Here is an 18,013-nt window from a genome sequence, read left to right on the forward strand (position 1 = left end):
TAATTACCTCTGAAATCGTCAAAGTATGGCATTTTGTAGCCTTTATTGATGCGAACAAAAATAGCTACTTCACCATTAATTTTCTGATTGGCACCCAATGTCCATGACGTTTTTCACTCGTCATAGGTCACAAACTTATTGATAATTCCATCTAGCCCTTCATCAACAGAGTAGTCAACTTTGTAATTTTCACTGCGTAGGCCTAAATCGAATGTAAGCACATCGCTAAAATTGTATGTTTGTGTGGTATATAAGGCTAGAGCAGTTTGTCACAAATAGGCTAATGAACGACTTCTTGAAACTAGGTGGATTAGTCAGCTGTTTAAGTGAAATAACAGAACAATGGGATAGCCCAAATGGCTGGGCGCCACTGCAGTGGTTTGCGGTACAAGTGGTGCTTAAGTATGGCTATAAGGTAGAGACCAATGAAATGATGGTACGCTGGCTTACAATGCTCGAAAAAGACTTTGCGACTCGGAGGGGGTTAGAAAAATATAACGTTGTATTGCCTGAAAACACCACAGGAGGCGGCGAGTATCAGGTTCAACAGGGTTTTGGATGGAGGAATGGCGTGACCAGTCGATTTTATACCTTGTTGCGTTAGTAAGTGGATAAGGCGCGATGTACACATGGCGCCTTATCCAGGTTCTTCGACACTTGAATCGGCAGAATAACGACTTTATTTTACGTAATAAAGTAGTTCATTTTGGTGGTGCCGAGAGCTTTCATCCGTGCCATATGGCCAAACATCAAACTTAGTACTTGAATTGGGGGCTTGAAGTACTGACGCGCCTTGATACGTGTAAGAATTAACGCGAGTCGAGTCTTTATCGCCTAAAATGACACCCGCATAATCCCATGAAGCATTGCAATTGGTATCTTCATGAAGCCAAATTAAGCCATATTCCCCTTCAGTTGATAAATTGGCTAAGTCATCTTCCGAATGAATATTTCGACAGTTTGCATTGATCATCTTCGTTTGTGTAACTGCCGTAATATTTTGATGTTCATCAATGAACATCATGCCGCCTGTGACGGTTTTTCTCAGTGCCTGCCAACGTTGTGACTGCATCACCGCATATGAATTTGGAGATATAATATCTCCTGCAACGATATTTTCGATGTTATCTTTATGGTTGGCAAACAAGGTCCATCCACCACCTTGGTGTGCCATATCACACCATACTTTAAATGGTTCAACCCCTAAATGTGCGCCGTCTGGGTCTATTTCATATAAACCTGATTGGGCATCAGTAAACTTATTTTTGATATCTAAGCAATTTTTACCTATGCCACTGACTTTGTCTTCTAGAATGCCTACTTTAGATTCTAGCAATGCAATACGCGCAAGTAACTGTTGATATTTTTGATCTTGTTTAAGTTGTTCAGCATCATGGTAAGCTTTTGTTGCTAAGTGGTTTGCTTGGGTTGGAGTGGCAGCTATCACGTTACCAACCACTTCTAATGGGACTGAAGGGGTAAGCGTGCCTATGCCTACGTTAACATGAGTGACAACGCTATTTGTGAGGTCTTGCCATGACGATGTTCCTGCGACTCCTTGTATCCCTTGTATCCCTTGAATTCCTTTATCGCCTTTAGCACCGACATTACCGGTATCTCCTTTGTCTCCTTTGATACCAACGGCACCTACATCACCTTTGTCGCCTTTATCACCTTTATCACCTTTATCGCCTTTATCACCTTTATCACCTGTAGGTGCTGCGGCTACTTGCCACGATGCACCATCGCAAAATTGCAGTTCAGATAAGGCAATTTCATATTTTAAAATGCCAATACTAGCGTTATCACATGAGGTTGAAGTTACGACATGCGTTGATGTAGGTGGTGTGCTACTAAACAAACTTGGGTTTGATTGGCCGACGTATTCAGCATAGTTTGAGTAGCCATCTCCATCTAGGTCAGAATATTTATCATCATTACTGTATGCGTTAGTCGCATTGGCATTTTCCCAAGTGTTGGGAATACCGTCTGCATCACTATCAGTTTGCATTCCTGAAAGAGAAATATTGTCGATAAATACCGTGGCATTATTTGAAGTGTTTTTTATTGAAAGTGAAGCTTGTTCATGCGTTGCAAGTAGGCTTTTAAGTGGTTCAGATACTGTTATTTGGGTATGAAATTGAGAGAAAAGGTTTGTTTCTTGTAAAGAAAGAGTGGATAGCAAGACATATTCATTATTGACGTGGAAACCAATTTGAAGATGTTGCGTTTGAATGTCCTGAACATGCAACTTAGCATCAAACCTTAACCAGTACTGCTCATGAAACAGCTGTTTTGTTTCGATAGTTTGCGCCAATGAAGAATGTGGCGGTAATTCGGCAATATTACCAAACTTTTCATGTGCAGAGATCGAGACATCGTTGGTGAATATTGAGCTACTCCAGTGTTGGGATGCTTTTTCAAAGGCACCATTGTTCAGTAACTGTTGTGCATTTGCCAATGGAAAAAGGCAGCAGGTCATAGTTAGGGTAATTAAGTTCAGTTTTAACTTTGAAGTCACTATAAAGTCCTTGATTTATTTACGTTAAATAGCAATTTTTGAGCGGTTTAATTGCGTATTATAATATATAAAAGTATGAATTAATTTATTTTATTTGAGTCTTTAGGCTGGTGTTGTGTTGAGTTTTGGGGAGGAGGTAATACTGCATTGTGAATCTATCAAATTGTTCTATATATACTTTTTATGTTTTTTTAAAAAGCTCAGGCAATTCACTTACAGGCTTCTATACTGATTAAGTTAAATAAAATGTTGGAATCAATAATGAACATAGTTGTGTACAGTCTAATAATAGGCGGCAGTATGTCTACCGCTTTAGCCAATGAGCAAAGTAACTGGTCATGGCAAGCAATAGACGGCAGTTTATCAAAAACTGCCATGCAAAAAGGTACTGTCAATCCGAGCGAGCGATATTTCTCAGCAGATATTCAAAAGGCACAGAAAGATTTGATGGCTGTGGCACTCAATGACAGCTCAATACGCATTAGTTTGCCAACGTTAAGCGGCAAATTTGTACAGTTTTCTATCTCACATGACTCAATAATGGCGCAGGCGCTGCAAGAAAAGTTTCCATCCATTCGCAGTTTTGCAGGTTACGAAGTAGGTAATTCAAGTAATAAAGGTCGATTTGATATCGGGCCAAATGGCGTGCATGGCGTTTATTACATTAATGGGGAGCGTCTATATTTAGATCCTGCGGACAGCGGTATTTTAAAGCTTTATAAAAAAACCGCTAGGCAGCAGGCGTGGAGCGATGAGGTGCTCACGCCTGAATTGGACGCATTAACACTTAAAAACACACAGCCGCGTGGACCCTTGATTGGTAACGGTGGCAACGTAGACTTTGTGACGTATCGTTTAGCGGTAACAACCAGTGATGAATACACTGCTTTTTTTGGTGGCAAAGTGGGGGCAATGAATGGCATTGTGACGACCATAAATAGAGTGAATCAGGTGTTTAAAACCGACCTTGCTGTTAAATTAGAGCTGATCGCGAACAATGATGCCCTTATTTTTGAAGCCAATGACCCGTATGATAATGGCAATGCAGACGACACTTTAGGCGTAGTTCAAACTCAAATAGATACCATAATTGGTACGGCGAATTATGATGTAGGCCATCTTATGGCCACAGCGGGGGCCGGTCTAGCTGGTTTAGGGGTTGTGTGTTCGGAAGGTGCAAAAGCATGGGGTATGACAGGGATTTCTACGCCTCAAGGTGATGCATACGATGTTGATTATGTAGCCCACGAAATTGGGCATCAGTTTGGCGCTAATCATACCTATAATGGTTCAAGCGGCTCTTGCAATACGCGAGTGGGTTCTGCGGCGTATGAGCCAGGCAGTGGCATAACCATAATGAGCTATGCAGGTATTTGTGGTGACGATAACTTGGCTCAAAATTCCATTGCCATGTTTCATTCACACAGTATTGATGAAATGAATACGCATTTAACGACGGGATCAGGCTCTACATGTGGTACACCTGTGGGAATTGGTAATAATGCGCCTATTTCAGACGCAAAGTTAGATTACACTATTCCAATCAATACGCCATTTATGCTATCGGGTTCTGCCACAGATCAAAACACTGCAAATACATTAAGTTATGCATGGGAGCAAATGGATTTGGGGGCCACAACTTTAGGGGCATCCCAACTCATTGATAATGGTGAAGGACCATTGTTTAGGCCTTATTTACCTAGTAGTGGCGCGACGCGTTATTTTCCAAAGCTTGAAGATGTGATGAACGGTACGACTACGAAAGGCGAAGCGTACCCAACAACAAATCGAACTATGAATTTTCGGTTAGTCGTTCGAGATGGAGAGGGCGGGGTAAATTATGACGCAATGACCGTTACCTCCACAACGTCTGCGGGTCCATTTGCAATAACATCTCCAACCTCTTCAACTATGTTAGGGGGAAGTAATTCAGTCAATGTGCAATGGAATGTTGCCAATACAGATCAGACGCCCGTTTCGTGTGCAAATGTTAACATTATGCAGTCATCAGGCGACACATCATTCGATCAGATGTTACTAGAAAATACACCGAATGATGGTTCTGAAACGGTTAGTTTAGCAGGCAGTGCCGATAATAAAGCCAGAGTAATGGTGAAATGTAGTACAGGGATCTTTTATGCATTATCTCAAGAGTTTCAACTGGGCAGTATTATTTCTATTACTGCACAAGACACATTGAGTATGAACGAAGACGCAAGTCTATTGTTGACGCCAGCGATGTTTACGGTCATTAATCAACAACCCGATTCGACATTGACAGTTACGGTTTCGACAGGCACGAACTATACAGTTAATGGTGAGACAATTACACCTACGTCCAATTTCTTTGGTGAATTAACAGTTCCCGTGAGTGTCAGCGATGGGAATAATTCCAGTGTTAACTTTTTAACCAAGGTTAGCGTAGTCGCTGTGAATGACGCCCCCACAATTACAGGTCAACAAGATATAGCGGTTAATGAAGATGCGTCGTTAACGTTAAGTTTAACGCATTTTAATATTGTGGATATCGATAGTACGAGCTTCACCTTGACCGCACAACAAGGAGATAATTACACGTTAGACGGTTTAAAAGTAACACCCTCCGCTAACTATAACGGTGCATTAACGATTCCTATTACTGTTGCTGATGAGTTAGGTGCTTTGGTTGATTTTAGTGCTCAAGTAACCGTCACAGCCATTAATGATGCGCCAGTGGCAACGGCTGATAGTGGTACGGTTGTTCAAGGTGAAACCGTGGAATTGAACGTGTTAAACAATGATACAGACATAGACAGTACTGAACTGAAAATAAGCATGGTTGATTATAGCGGGACAGGCACTGTAACTATTAGCGGGGCGGTGCTCATTTACCAGGCAAGTGCTGACTTTACAGGGCAAGAACAATTTAGCTATGAAGTCGACGATAATAATGGTGGAAAAGGAATAGGTACGGTTACGATTGATGTTACGGAAGCTATTGTTGAGCCAACGCCAGATCCAACACCCACAGTGCCAGTTACACCTGCGGAGCCTGTATCTGATTCAGGTGGTAGTAGTGGTACTTTGTTCTTCTCAGGGGTCATTTTAATGCTCATTGCCTTCAGGCGGTTTATTGCATGGAGGTTTTAAGATGTTGAATTACAAGCATCTCATCTGGATTTTTTTACTAGGTGGTTGTGTGGTGACTAACTCAACAGATAAAAGTGCTAAACCTGAGCTCGTTAATGAGCTCAGGGCGTTAGCGTGGTTTGATGAGCAGCGTGTTGAAGAGGTGATCCAATTACACCAACAGCAAAAAGTATATGGCTTAATTGCGTTAAATAGACGGGGGTATTTTTATCCAAAAATTGGCATGTCTCGAAAACCACTTAAATTGAAAGCAGGCTGCATGACTTGGTTGTTATCTAGTTCCTCTGATGTCATAACAAGTGATAGTAACAAGGAACTTAGGGTCTCACAGCAGAAGTTTTCAAGCCGTTTTAACGAAGCCATGGCGCCAAATTGCTTGGAATAAAGGTCTCTTTTAAACCATACAAAAGTGGTGTTGCATAATAGGTCAAACAGGGGACGTTTGGCCTTTTTTATTGAGAAAAAATATCTGATCATTGAGTGGGTCAACGCTGCTTTGTTGCCAAAGTTAGCTATAGTTACAGGAGTGCTTGAGGTAATAATATGATCGATATTAATAATTGTTTTGTGAAACACCCCCATCCTTTTTTCGATTGTCAAAAATGGCAGCAGCTGGTTAATACACTTGCAGAACTATATGACGCGGCCAGTGGTACAGTTGTTCAGCTCAGAGAAGATGAGTTTAATGTTGTTGCGACCAGTTATAATGATGATAATTTTTTAGCTCAAAATAGTAACTGGCCTTGGGAAATGCGCAGTTTTTGTCGACATATGATGGAAACAAAGCAATCATTGTATGTTGGTGATGCAGCTAATCATGCCATGTGGTGTCAAGTACAACCTGTGAGTGAGGGGCCTGTGCGCTCATACTTAGGTTTTCCACTGTTTTGGCCTGATGGTGAACTGTTTGGCTCGATTTGTGTTATCGATACTAAAGTAACGGATTACCCACCAATTTTGGTGCAGCTCCTTTCGCAATTTAAAACAATTATAGAGGGGGATTTACGGCAAATTGTTGATTATGAAAAAATAAAGTTACTTGCGTTAGAAGATGAACTCACCGGTATAAATAATTTACGTGGATTTAATGTACTCGCAAAACAAAGGCTAAAAGATGCACACCGGTTTATGCAGCATGTTGCCATCGTCTATCTTGATATTGATAACTTAAAGCAAGTGAATGATGAATATGGCCACCAAAGCGGTGATCACTGTATTGTTGCATTAGCGACGCTATTGAAAAGTGCCAGTAGAGATGCTGATATTAAGGCACGGGTTGGTGGAGATGAGTTTGTAGTTATGTTGTTATCATCAAGCGACGCGTTTATTTCGCAGTGGTGCAAGAGTTTAATAGAAAAATATGTGGGGGTGTTGAAAGATAAGCCCTATACTCAACTTATAGGTGTAAGTGTAGGGTACAGTATTTATGACCCTGTTGATAAAGTACCTTTAGAAGACATGGTTGAGCGAAGTGATAATGCTATGTATGCGAATAAACAAGCTAAAAAGCGTGCTTAACCTCATTTTCATGGGCATAACTGGGCCCTATTTGTATTCGTGATAATTTATAGTTGGTAACGAACGCCAATATAGAAACGTCTTCCATTGCTGTAAATTCCTGTCGGTGCAAACATATTTCTTTCGTAGCTATATAAAATTTCGTTGGTTAAATTAATAAAATCGAACGTGACTTTGATTTTTGGGGTTACCGAAAGTGTGACGTTACCGTCGAGTTGACCATAATCATCAGTTATCGTTTCGCCAACACCCGTGGCAAATTCTGTCCGAAAGTTATAAGCAAGGCGCGTACTGATAAAGTGATCTTCATAATAGGCTGTGATATTAAAACTATGTTTTGAAGTGCCTGGTACTCGGTCTTTTTGTGAGGTGAGGTTTTGTACACGAGTGCCATCGACGTAAGTATAGTTGGTAATTATGCCAAACCCATAAGCGATATATTGTTGATAACTTAGTTCGACTCCTCTGACACTTCCGCCGTTACCATTGATAGGTCGGTCAATTGACATTAAAATATTTTCATGGCGCTCTAACTCTCTTTTGAACTCGATAAAGGAGTCGACATTTTTATTGAAAACCGCTGCAGAAGTAAGACCTCCTTCTTGAAAGTACCATTCAATACTGGCGTCAAATTGTGTGGCGCGATAGGGGTCTAAATCAGGATTTCCTCCTTGGCCTTGTGCTTGGGTCACATTGTAGTTAGTTGATGGCATTAGGTGGTTAAATTGTGCTCGCGACATGACCCGAGCAAAAGAAAATCGAGATACAACATCATCTGCCAGTTCAATGTTGAGGTTGATACTGGGTAACAAATCTAAATAGGATTTTTTGTCGTTAACCCATTTAAGTTCAGTATTCACTGAATTAACTGGGAGCTGTTTAAGTGCTGCGGCATTTTGCCAAGTCGAAACGGCTCTAACACCTAAATTTAATCGATAAAAATCACTGTCTAAAGCTAATTTAAAATACCCAGCCAATGTTCGTTCTTCGATGTTAAATCGACTGGCTCGCTCCACGGTTTGTACAAAACCGAGTGACTCAAAGTCATTGTTTAATTGCGCAATATTGACAAAGCTATATTGTTTCAGTGTTTGTTCGTTGCCGATATCGTGTAGGAAATCATTCGCAACAGCTGCAGGGTAATTTGCTAACGTGGTGTTTAATTGTCCTGCAAGTCCATTTAAACCGCCATTGATTGACCGTAGGCGACGGAAATCTCGTTGATGTTCTCGATACTTAAGGCCAACTTGAATACTCGATATAACTGGGTGCTCAAGTTGATAAGTAGAGTCAATTTGTGCGAAGTGTGCTTTGTCATTACCATGCTGCGCATCTTTTCTTGCTTCGGTTAGGAACCAGCGCTGTGCATCGAGAGGGGAAATGTCATATTGGGCTATGATGTTTTGTTCTTGTCGTGTATCGACACTAAATTGGGTATTTGCAGAAAATTGTGACGTGCTGTCTTCGCTGGTTCCGCCTTGCGCGTGACTGAAACCTATTTGGTATTGAGTTTGCCACACTGGGCCTGAATATAATAAATCGAAATGAATGCTCTGTGTTCTTATTTTAGAATTACGCCAAATGGCCTCCATGCTGGTATTGAACATTTCATTCTCTAGTTGGCTATATTGTCCGTAAGTCAGTGTTTTTTTGTTGAGGACAGCCCCTTTTATCTTGCCACCTAAATCTAAAACTTTTGCGGGTTGCCATAAAAAGTTTTGATTTGTGTTGTCGGCGTGTAATTCTGAGTGAAGTAGGTGTGTGTTCAACTGCCAATGGTGGTTGAACTTATATGCGAAATTGGCTGAGACAGTTGATAAAATGCGCGCTTGATTAAATATTGCTGAGCCCCCTCCGCCTGGCGTCCAAATATTTGACAGGTTTTCATTTTCGGCTTTTTTAACTGGCACTAAATCATGGTTATTATCAAATTGGTAATTTCGCTCATGCCAGCCCCATGACTCTAAACCATCACGACGAAGTTGTCTTTTATTTTGAGTGGCCGTAAATAGTGCTGCGAAATCTTCATTGGGGTTTTTATAGTTAAAAATTACGGACAGTTGAGGGTCAAGTTCTTTTGATAAATCATTATACTGTAGCTGAGTATTTAGCACCAAAAAGCGGTTATCAGTGAGTAAAGGGTCTAACGTTTTGATATTGATAGCTCCGCCTAGAGAGCCCTCGTCTTGATCTGCTTGTGGGGTTTTATATACTTCGAGAGAAGCAATAATATCGGCAGGTAACAAAGTAAAGTTAAAGCCACGATTTGGCTGAGATGAAATCCACCAATCAGCAGATGCTAAGTATTGACCATTAAGGTAGGTTCTATTTTGTTCTGGCGTTGTGCCCCTAACGCCGACTCTTTCACCTTCACCTTGTATTCTAGATAAAGATATTCCGGTAATACGTTGTAAAGCTTCTGCGACATTTTTATCTGGAAACTTACCTATTTCTTGGGCGCTAATAGAGTCTGTTATTTGATCACTAAATCGCTTATTATTAAGAGACTTGACAACGCTGTCATGAAATCCCCTAATTTGTATTTTTTCAAGCGTGTTGTCACTCGTTTGCTGCGGTGTATTTGCCAATAGAAGTGTAGGAAAGAGCAATATTTTTAATAAGAATAATGAATAACGACGATGAACCATTTAGCTTCCCCATACAGCTTTGGGTAAATAAACCCGTTTTTGCGTATTGTACTATTGATAATCAGTGTATTATTAATGCCAAATATCATACTCTTTTATTACGGTTTTAACCATACCTTTACATTGTACTTAGGACACTATGCAGCAGAATAGGCCCAAAAAACTGTTAATTAATGATGTTGAATTAGACGTTGTTGGGTTACGCGTCAAAGTGGCTGAGCAATGGCGTACGATTGAAGTAAAGCAATTGGCACTGTTACAGCTATTGTTAGACAATGAAGGTAAAACAGTGTCGCGTGATACCATTATCACAACGTTATGGCCTGATATTATCGTCAGTGACAATTCAGTCAGTCAGTTGGTTGTTCAACTGCGTAAAACGCTCGGTGATGATAAAAGTAGGCCGCAATTTATAAAAACAGTTCCTAGGGTTGGTTATCAGTTAATTGCTGCCGTAAATGATGTGCCAGACATCGCCTCGAAACTCATCAGAGCACAAGAAAATAGACCTATCTACTGGCTTTTAGGGGGGCTGTTATTTGGGGCTGTAGGTTATAAGGTTACCGGGGCTCTGCTTACAACCCCCGCTCAAACTATTGACTATAAATATCAATCTAGGCTAACAGCCTCACCAGGGGCTGAAGTTTATTTACGCTATTCTCCCGATGGGCGTTATTTGGCATTTAGTCACGTGGGTAATAATCAAGAACAGTTTGACCTATCCGTCATTGATATGAAAACTCAGTCTTTACATAACTTAAAGAGTACAGGGTATAGCGAAGAAGCGCCGGTTTGGTCCGCAGATGGAAAGTGGCTTGCTTATTATCGGTATGATCCGTTTTCATGTACTGTTCGCGTATTTTCTGTTGATAGTACAATAGAAATGTGGCGTTTGAGTCCTGAAACGACTTTATTTGAATGCGATCCAGCGCAAGGGCCTAACCCTTTATTTTGGCCAAAAGAAACTGCAATTTATGCGCAGCAGTGGCGCGACGAGGATGTAAAAATTACGCGTTATCATATTGAATCTGAAAATAGCTTCATTATCACAAAAGAGACTGAATACTCAGATAGCCAAGGTATGCTACATGATGTAAATCCAAACAACCAAATGCTGCTATTCTCGCATGCTAAGCAGGGAAAAAACCAACTGCTATCAAAGAGTGAATTTCATGGTGATCTAAATAAAAGGTTGTTAAGTGCAAATGTCAAAGGCCCTGTTGTATGGGGAAGAGAACGTGGTACCTATTGGACAGGTGATGACTCATTAAGTCTTTCAGATATTACTGGGAAATCGCAAAAAATACATACGCCAAATGGCGTTATTACAGATATTGCGGTTGACTTTAATCATGGCCATGTCGCGCACTCAGAAGGGATTTCTCAGGTCAATTTGTATCATTTAGATAAATCGAATGAAAGTGACAGTTCTGATTTAATCGCGATTTCTTCCGCAGCAAAACTAGACATACTAGCGGAGGTTTCACGTGATGGACATTGGTTTGCGTTTGCTTCTTATGATCAGCAAGTAAAAAGCCAACGTGCGCAAGTTGAGATCTGGGTTAAGCATAGACAAAGGCCTACCGCGAGCTTACTTGCGTTGTTACCAAGCCAAGTATTTCCAAAACAGTTGCTTTTCTCACCAAAAGGGAACAACTTACTGATTGTTTCTAATCGTGGTGATACCTACTTAATTAATTTGTTTTCTAAGAAACTTGTCACCATTATTCAAGATTACAATAAAACACGGAATATGGTTTGGAGTGCTGACGGGCAATCAATCTATTATCAAGCGAAACATTCAGAGGGCACTTGGCAGTTATGGCAATACTCATTGAATGAAACGACAAATCGATTGTTGTCTAAGGGTGTTAAATCTGTGGAAGTAGATGAGTTAGCACTGGCGTCTAAGAATCAGAGTTTTACAGGTTTTTTGGATGATGCTACATCCTATTTGTTGAAATATACTGCACAAGATATTGACCCAAATCAGCTTCGCGCTTCGCTTCGTTTATATCAGCCAGCCTTATTTGAGAAAGGCATTTATTACGTATTACGTCAGGGTCATCAGCTGTATTTGTATTGCTATTACACCGACAGGCAAGAAAACGTGAGAGTCAAAGCGTTAGGTACGTATCTTTATGATATTAACGTTCCACTTTCACTAAGTACTGACTGGCGAGGAGAGCATATACTTATTAATAAAGTGGATGGAATAGAAACGGACATTGTACTGCATCACTTTACTCCAAAGACGCAATGAACGAATCAATCTCATGAGTGGACCATGCTCTAGAAAGAGCCGATTTTTTGGCCTTTAACGCGAGTGCTTTAGCTGCAGATTGAACTGGGGCTAGTTGCGCTTGGTAAAGTAGTAGAGTGGGGTGGTTATTATCTAAAGCGCGTGCTTTGTTTATCCATTTATATATCGTTTCACTTGCGGTGTCATTGCGGATCAGCTCCTTGATGAGTGTCAACTGAGCTCTGAGGTGTTGCTGTTGTGCTGCACGCTTAAGCCATTTAATGCCTTTATTTGGTGCATAATAACTTTCAGTTTTTTGTAAATAGCTAAGTCCGAGCCTGAATTGCGCTGCCGCTAGGTTATGATCAGCGGCTTTATGTAGCCAATTTAGGCCAACCAGTTTGTTCGGGTGCGATGTTTTTGCGCTCATTAAGCTGGTGGCGAGTTTATATTGAGCTAAAGGATAATTGTTCTTGGCTGCGGCTAATAATAAGGCTGCATCTGCATTATCATCTCGCCAGTGATATTTTAATAGCCTGCTTGCATTATACTTATCAGAGTTTAACCATTGAGAAATGTAATATTGTATTTTGCCGTTTCCTTGTTCTGCAGCATCAATATGTTGTGTTATTTCTCGTTGATACTCTTTTCTCTGTGCCCCCAAACTTTTGTCATATTGCTTACCTTTGAAAGTGGTGAAATGGTATGTCAAAGAACGATTGAATATCGGGGTCGTAACATCGTATTTCCAATGTGTTAAAGCATTCAGAATACTGGCTGTAAAGGTATTCTTTGGGTGACTGTCAACAATAGATATATCTGTTACATTACCATTGTCGTCAATATCAAATTCGGCCCATACCCAACCTTCAAGTCCCAGTCGCCGAGCTTCATCTGGATATTTTGGGGGAACATAAGTTGTTCTAGACAGAGGGAATGTGGAATTGGGCGTCAAAGCAGGAAAGAGCAGTTTAGAAATAACATCGTAAGAATAGAGTTTTTGTAATGTTTGGTACATGTCGGTCATAGCATGAGGGTCATTATAACTTTGTAAAACCAGCTGTGCCGTTTGTTGGGCATCGTGTGAACCAAACTCACCAGCAAGCATGAACCATGCATAAGCACGAGGTTTACTTTGTGTGACCCCTTGACCATGTAAAGACATGACGGCCAAATTATACATCGCATCAGCATTACCTAACTGTGCCAATTGCTCGAATGAGTTATACGCAGAGCGGTAGTTTTTATTCTGGTAAGCGACAGTAGCACTATATAAATCTGCAAATACGACTTGGCTTTTAATTACTAAGCAGATGCTTAGTATGACAATCAGTCGGTTGAAATTCATAGTGCCTTATTGATTTATGATGAAAAGATAACAGGGCGGGTAACCCAATAATTTCCTTACAATCGATTGTACTGTTTTATTTTATAAATACCAGTTTCCGAGCCTATATCAGGTGGATAAAAGAAAAAGCTGATAGCAACTGCTATCAGCTTTTGCCCCGGGCAAGGAGCGTCCATCCATGGATAGTCGAATCTGTGTTAGCTATACAATCTTCGACTAGAAGTTAAATCTAATACCAGCAACAAAGCGACGGCCATCGGCATACACACCTGTAAGAGCATGCTCGACGCCCTCTTCTTGGTAACTAAACGTATGCTCGTCTGTTAAGTTAACGGCTTCAAAAACAGCGGTAATATTTTCGGTAACGTTGTAACTCAGTGTTGCGTCAATTTGGCCATAGGCATCTTGGTATCCTGGCCATGCTCTACCAGTATCATACCCTGTTCGGTAGTTGTATGAAATTCGACCGCTATATGTCTCTGTTTCATAATAAGTGCTAAAGTTGAACGTACTTTCAGATATACCAGGAATAAGAATATCATTACCGTCAACATCTTTGGACTCGCCATCTACGTAGGTATAATTGGCTGAGATACCGAACCCTTCAGATAATTCAGTTTGAAAGCCTAATTCTAAGCCTTGTAAGGTGCCAGACGGACCGTTAATCGGACGACTAATCTCAATAGGCACACCGTCAAATATTTCTGTTTGCGTATTATTCCCAAGTGTTGATTGCAAATCCTTATAGAATATCGCCGCTGAGAATATGCCAGCTTCAGAGAAGTACCATTCATATCCAATATCAAATTGCGTGGCACGATATGGATCAATTTTTGAATTGCCACCAGTTCCAACACGCGTTTCAGTATTGTAAGTTGTGGCATTGGTCATTGCTGCATAATCAGGGCGAGTCATAACTCTCGCTGCGCCAAAGCGCAGTAACATATCTTCATCAAGGTCAATGGCAAGGTTAATACTGGGTAAAATATCAAAATAGCTGGTGTCTTCTTCTTTCCAAACTTTAGCATCAGCCGGACCGACATAAGCACCGGTAGTCTGTTGTGTTTCTACCAACCTGACACCAAGGTTACCGCGCATACCTTCAACATCTATATCTGCTTTAATATAACCGGCCAAAATTTCTTCTTTGATAGCGAAGTTACTATCATGAAGCAATCCGTATTGCCAATCTAGCGCATCGCCAGCCGCACGTGTCGTAGTGAGGTCTGTCATTGCATAATTTCGTAACGTGTCATTTGTACCAATGCCAGATAAAAAGTCACTGGGGGAGGCAAATGAGTAGTCAGCTAAACTCCAGTTTAAGTCCGTTCGTGTTTGTGAACGTAAGCGAACATTTTCTCTTTTATGGTCTCGATACTTAGCACCTATCTTAATTTTGCTAAATACAGCTAAGTCAACCGGTCGTTCAAAATCAGTTTGAAGGTAGTATTCTTTATCCAATGCATCGTTGCTGTCATAACGTAAGAAGCCGAGGTCCCATTTACTGCCATCAGCAGGGTCATTGGCATAGCTGGTTCCAATGCTTTCTTTTTGTGACGCATTAAAACTATGAACAGCATTGCCTTCCCATCCCACACTCCGGTCTGTTTGTGTTCCACCAGAGCCTTCCGTGACACCTATGTGGTATGAAGAACTCCACAGTTCACCTTCATGATCTAATTTTAAGTCATATGATTTGGTTTTGAGCTTTGAATTACGAATTTTCGTTTCATCAAGAATATTATTGCCGTCAGGAGAAAGGCCCATTGTGCCCGCTTGTGCAAATTTCCCTACTTTGTCGTGTTCAACAACGTCTAAAGAGGTGTATTGAGAGTTACCATAGCCTGGAAGCCAGAGAAAGTTCTGGTTTGCATTGTTAGCCTCCATTGTAGAATCTAGCGCGTTGAAAGTAATATCTGTGTTGTCAGATGGACGATACTGAAGTGTTAAGTTGAATCCTGTTCTAATGCGTTCTTGAGTGAACATGGCTGAGCCACCACCACCGGGCGTATACACATTGTTTATTTCAGTACCATCTTCTAAGGTAATGTCACGATGTGACCAGCTCCATGCTTCGATACCATCGCGTCGTAAGTTTCGTTCTTGCCTAAATACGGAAATTAAAGCACCAAACTTTTCTTCACTGTCTTTCCAGCTATACAAACCCGCTACTTGAGGGTCTGTTTCGCCAGAAATTTCACTGTGCTGCATAAGAACTGAGCCCGCAATTTTATTGGCATCAAGATCGAGCGGTTTTCGAGTACGTACAATCACTGTACCACCAATAGACCCCTCATCGATATCGGCTTCTGGTGATTTGTATACCTCAAGGCCTGAAACAATTTCTGACGGCAACATGGTGTAGTTAAAGCCTCGGCTGGCTGACGAGTCGACCCACCAATCTGCAGAACCAACGGCTTGGCCATTTAATAGGGTTCTATTTTGATTCTCTGATGTACCTCGGATACTGATGCGCTCGCCTTCACCAAAGTTTCTACTCATTGATACACCGGTAATACGCTGTAGCGATTCGGCAACATTTTGGTCTGGAAACTTACCTATGTCTTCAGAAGTGACGGCATCGACGATAGAATTTGCGTAGCGCTTAGTATTGATTGATTTAACCACGCTGCCACGAATGCCTCGTACTTGAATTACTTCTACTTCATCTGTTTTTGCACCCGTTGCATGTGCAAATGAAGAAACTCCGGCTGTTGATGTCATTAACAGACTGCTAATGATTAAAGTGAGTTTGTTTTTCTTATTGGTGAGCATGTTTAGTCCCCTTGGTTGCATTTTATATATGTAATTGGTATTGCGACTAAGGCTATTAAACACGCTGCAAAAAATTAAATCTTGAATTGAAATGATTAATTATGAAAGATGGCTTTTTTGTTTTTAATATAATTAAAGTTAGTAATATTAGTGATTTGTGTGAGTGTATTTTTTATTTTTTGCTTTTTGAGTAATGTTACCCAGAAAAAAATAGTGCGCACGGTGGTTGCTTTCACAAGTAAAAATAGCGATAAGGAGGGTTTAGGCCGCTTAACGCTATTTCACATAAGTGAGTTATAGACTCTTTTTAGGAGGAAGCGCGACATTGGCAAATATAAGTCCTGCCACTAACGACATGAAGATGAGGAATGTCTGTTGTCCTATATGATCTGCGTGTAAAAAGCTTTGCCCTTCAATAAGAGAGTTTAAACCGATATACGTCTTTGACCCAGGAACGAGTACAATGAGACCTTGCATTGCAACAATAGAAGCGGGTGCATTCACCATACGATTGAAGAAGTTACTAAACACACCGACGGCAAAGGCGCCCACAAAGGCACCGATTGAATAATCAAAATAAAGCGCTGCGCTGACACTGGCACCATAGGCTATAAAACCAGAAGCGATAGACCAACTAGCATGTTTTAATTTGGTTCGGAAGATCACGATGAGACTGGTACACAGAAGTAAGATGGCTAACCAAGCAGTCCATTTTGGTAACGGCTCAGGCTGAACAAAGTCGGTAATGCCAAAAAGAGCAAAGCCAAGACTCATTCCGAGGAATGCGCCAAAGTAGAGCTTGAACAATAGCATGAGGGCATCCATAACACGTGCTGTACCAGATACCAGATGTCTTGCTGATAGTTCAGCAAATGCGAGCGCGAGCGCTAAGCCTGGAATAAATACAATAATGGCCGAGAGTACCACGAGTCGGATGTTAATGCTTGGGTCGATATAGCTACTGATGGCACATGCGCCTAATGCTGCAACAATTGCAACGAGCGGTTCTAACATATGCGTGACGCGTTTGGAGCGAGCAGACCACATAACAAAAATAAAGACTAGAATTGAGAATAACCCAGACCATAAAACGTCGTTCCAACTAGTGCCCATTAACATGGCAAAAGCAGCACCAGAAATAGAAAAAGCGGTACCAGTGAGGAGTTTACTGTATGGATTGAGCTGTTCATTAATATTGTCTAAACACGTATCAGCTTCATCAATTGATAGCTCACCAGCCAACATACGAGATACAATTTCGTCGGTATCAGCAAGACTACCTAAATCGTGGTCGCCCGGTTCTACTCGTGCGACGTGAGTGTATTCATCCTCATGGCCTTCAGACCAAATGACAAAGGTGACTGAAGTTGGAGACATAACAAAAGCTGACTTCAGATCTAAGTGGGTTGCGACTTCCATTAAATGTGCTTCAAGGCGATAAGCTGGCGTGCCATATTTATGAAGCATCTTGCCAAGTTTCACAATAAGCTTTCGTTTTTGGGTAAAGGTAGCTGTGTTCAACGGTGTTAAACCTAAAATGATAAAAAGACTACGCAATTCGTTGCGTCGCGATACCTTATATAGTTTAGTTAATTATAAAAATTAACTCTAATAATGGTAGATTTCTGCGCATTCTAATCGCTTTTATCGCAAAGTCTAGGTCATTTATCGAATTTAATTTGCATTTTTATAAGGTTGATAAATTACCCGGGTAAATATGCGCTTTCAACCTTAAAATATGCAGTTAATTTCATAATTTTTATTGTATTAACCATATGAAAATAATTGAATATTTTGCATTTATTTGATTTGGGTCCAATTTTATTCTCAAT

10 protein-coding genes and 1 pseudogene are annotated in these 18,013 nt (G+C 40.8%); 5 read left to right on the forward strand and 6 right to left on the reverse strand.

Translation table 11 applies throughout. The features are described 5' to 3' along the window. Positions 1 to 260 (reverse strand): annotated as a pseudogene (locus J8L97_RS23520) (TonB-dependent receptor domain-containing protein); the annotation flags it as partial. A 23-nt stretch (positions 261 to 283) separates the two neighbouring features. Here J8L97_RS23520 and J8L97_RS12065 point away from each other — a divergent pair. After that, the gene (locus tag J8L97_RS12065) at positions 284 to 604 is read left to right on the forward strand and encodes an alpha,alpha-trehalase (RefSeq protein WP_247688659.1); all 321 of its coding nucleotides are present in this window, start codon (positions 284 to 286) and stop codon (positions 602 to 604) included. A gap of 75 nt (positions 605 to 679) precedes the next feature. Here the strand turns inward: J8L97_RS12065 and J8L97_RS12070 are convergent, their stop codons facing one another. After that, complete coding sequence (locus J8L97_RS12070) at positions 680 to 2,521, reverse strand: fibrinogen-like YCDxxxxGGGW domain-containing protein (RefSeq protein WP_211050004.1); 1,842 nt, start codon at positions 2,519 to 2,521, stop codon at positions 680 to 682. 300 nt (positions 2,522 to 2,821) lie between these two features. Here J8L97_RS12070 and J8L97_RS12075 point away from each other — a divergent pair, with 300 nt between their 5' ends. From J8L97_RS12075 to J8L97_RS12085, 3 genes are all read left to right on the forward strand, one after another. Further along, positions 2,822 to 5,650, forward strand: a complete 2,829-nt coding sequence (locus J8L97_RS12075; RefSeq protein WP_211050006.1) for a reprolysin-like metallopeptidase — start codon at positions 2,822 to 2,824, stop codon at positions 5,648 to 5,650. Between the two features lies 1 nt (position 5,651). Then, complete coding sequence (locus tag J8L97_RS12080) at positions 5,652 to 6,035, forward strand: hypothetical protein (RefSeq protein WP_211050008.1); 384 nt, start codon at positions 5,652 to 5,654, stop codon at positions 6,033 to 6,035. A 158-nt stretch (positions 6,036 to 6,193) separates the two neighbouring features. After that, complete coding sequence (locus tag J8L97_RS12085) at positions 6,194 to 7,168, forward strand: sensor domain-containing diguanylate cyclase (protein ID WP_211050010.1); 975 nt, start codon at positions 6,194 to 6,196, stop codon at positions 7,166 to 7,168. A 47-nt stretch (positions 7,169 to 7,215) separates the two neighbouring features. Here the strand turns inward: J8L97_RS12085 and J8L97_RS12090 are convergent, their stop codons facing one another. Continuing rightward, positions 7,216 to 9,816, reverse strand: a complete 2,601-nt coding sequence (locus J8L97_RS12090; RefSeq protein WP_211050011.1) for a TonB-dependent receptor — start codon at positions 9,814 to 9,816, stop codon at positions 7,216 to 7,218. Between the two features lie 139 nt (positions 9,817 to 9,955). On the opposite strand from J8L97_RS12090, the gene J8L97_RS12095 reads away from it, so the two are divergent. Further along, the gene (locus J8L97_RS12095; protein WP_211050014.1) at positions 9,956 to 12,079 is read left to right on the forward strand and encodes a winged helix-turn-helix domain-containing protein; all 2,124 of its coding nucleotides are present in this window, start codon (positions 9,956 to 9,958) and stop codon (positions 12,077 to 12,079) included. Here the strand turns inward: J8L97_RS12095 and J8L97_RS12100 are convergent. From J8L97_RS12100 to J8L97_RS12110, 3 genes are all read right to left on the reverse strand, one after another. After that, positions 12,060 to 13,406 carry a TonB family protein gene (locus tag J8L97_RS12100; protein WP_211050016.1) on the reverse strand — a complete coding sequence of 449 codons (1,347 nt, stop codon included), beginning with the start codon at positions 13,404 to 13,406 and terminating at the stop codon, positions 12,060 to 12,062. The genes J8L97_RS12095 and J8L97_RS12100 overlap by 20 nt on opposite strands. 216 nt (positions 13,407 to 13,622) lie before the next feature. After that, positions 13,623 to 16,181 (reverse strand): TonB-dependent receptor, encoded by a 2,559-nt coding sequence (locus tag J8L97_RS12105; RefSeq protein WP_211050018.1) that lies wholly within the window; start codon positions 16,179 to 16,181, stop codon positions 13,623 to 13,625. A gap of 294 nt (positions 16,182 to 16,475) precedes the next feature. Then, positions 16,476 to 17,702: a threonine/serine exporter ThrE family protein gene (locus tag J8L97_RS12110; protein WP_210998139.1), complete on the reverse strand. Its 1,227-nt coding sequence runs from the start codon at positions 17,700 to 17,702 to the stop codon at positions 16,476 to 16,478. Positions 17,703 to 18,013: the final 311 nt, after the last annotated feature.

The organism is Pseudoalteromonas sp. MMG012 (assembly GCF_018100875.1).
Taxonomy (GTDB): domain Bacteria; phylum Pseudomonadota; class Gammaproteobacteria; order Enterobacterales; family Alteromonadaceae; genus Pseudoalteromonas; species Pseudoalteromonas aurantia.

Coding starts and splice junctions, on each gene's coding strand:
- J8L97_RS12065 (WP_247688659.1), top strand. CDS start 284: ATGAACGACTTCTTGAAACTAGGTGGATTAGTCAGCTGTTTAAGTGAA.
- J8L97_RS12075 (WP_211050006.1), top strand. CDS start 2,822: ATGTCTACCGCTTTAGCCAATGAGCAAAGTAACTGGTCATGGCAAGCA.
- J8L97_RS12080 (WP_211050008.1), top strand. CDS start 5,652: ATGTTGAATTACAAGCATCTCATCTGGATTTTTTTACTAGGTGGTTGT.
- J8L97_RS12085 (WP_211050010.1), top strand. CDS start 6,194: ATGATCGATATTAATAATTGTTTTGTGAAACACCCCCATCCTTTTTTC.
- J8L97_RS12090 (WP_211050011.1), bottom strand. CDS start 9,816: ATGGTTCATCGTCGTTATTCATTATTCTTATTAAAAATATTGCTCTTT.
- J8L97_RS12095 (WP_211050014.1), top strand. CDS start 9,956: ATGCAGCAGAATAGGCCCAAAAAACTGTTAATTAATGATGTTGAATTA.
- J8L97_RS12100 (WP_211050016.1), bottom strand. CDS start 13,406: ATGAATTTCAACCGACTGATTGTCATACTAAGCATCTGCTTAGTAATT.
- J8L97_RS12105 (WP_211050018.1), bottom strand. CDS start 16,181: ATGCTCACCAATAAGAAAAACAAACTCACTTTAATCATTAGCAGTCTG.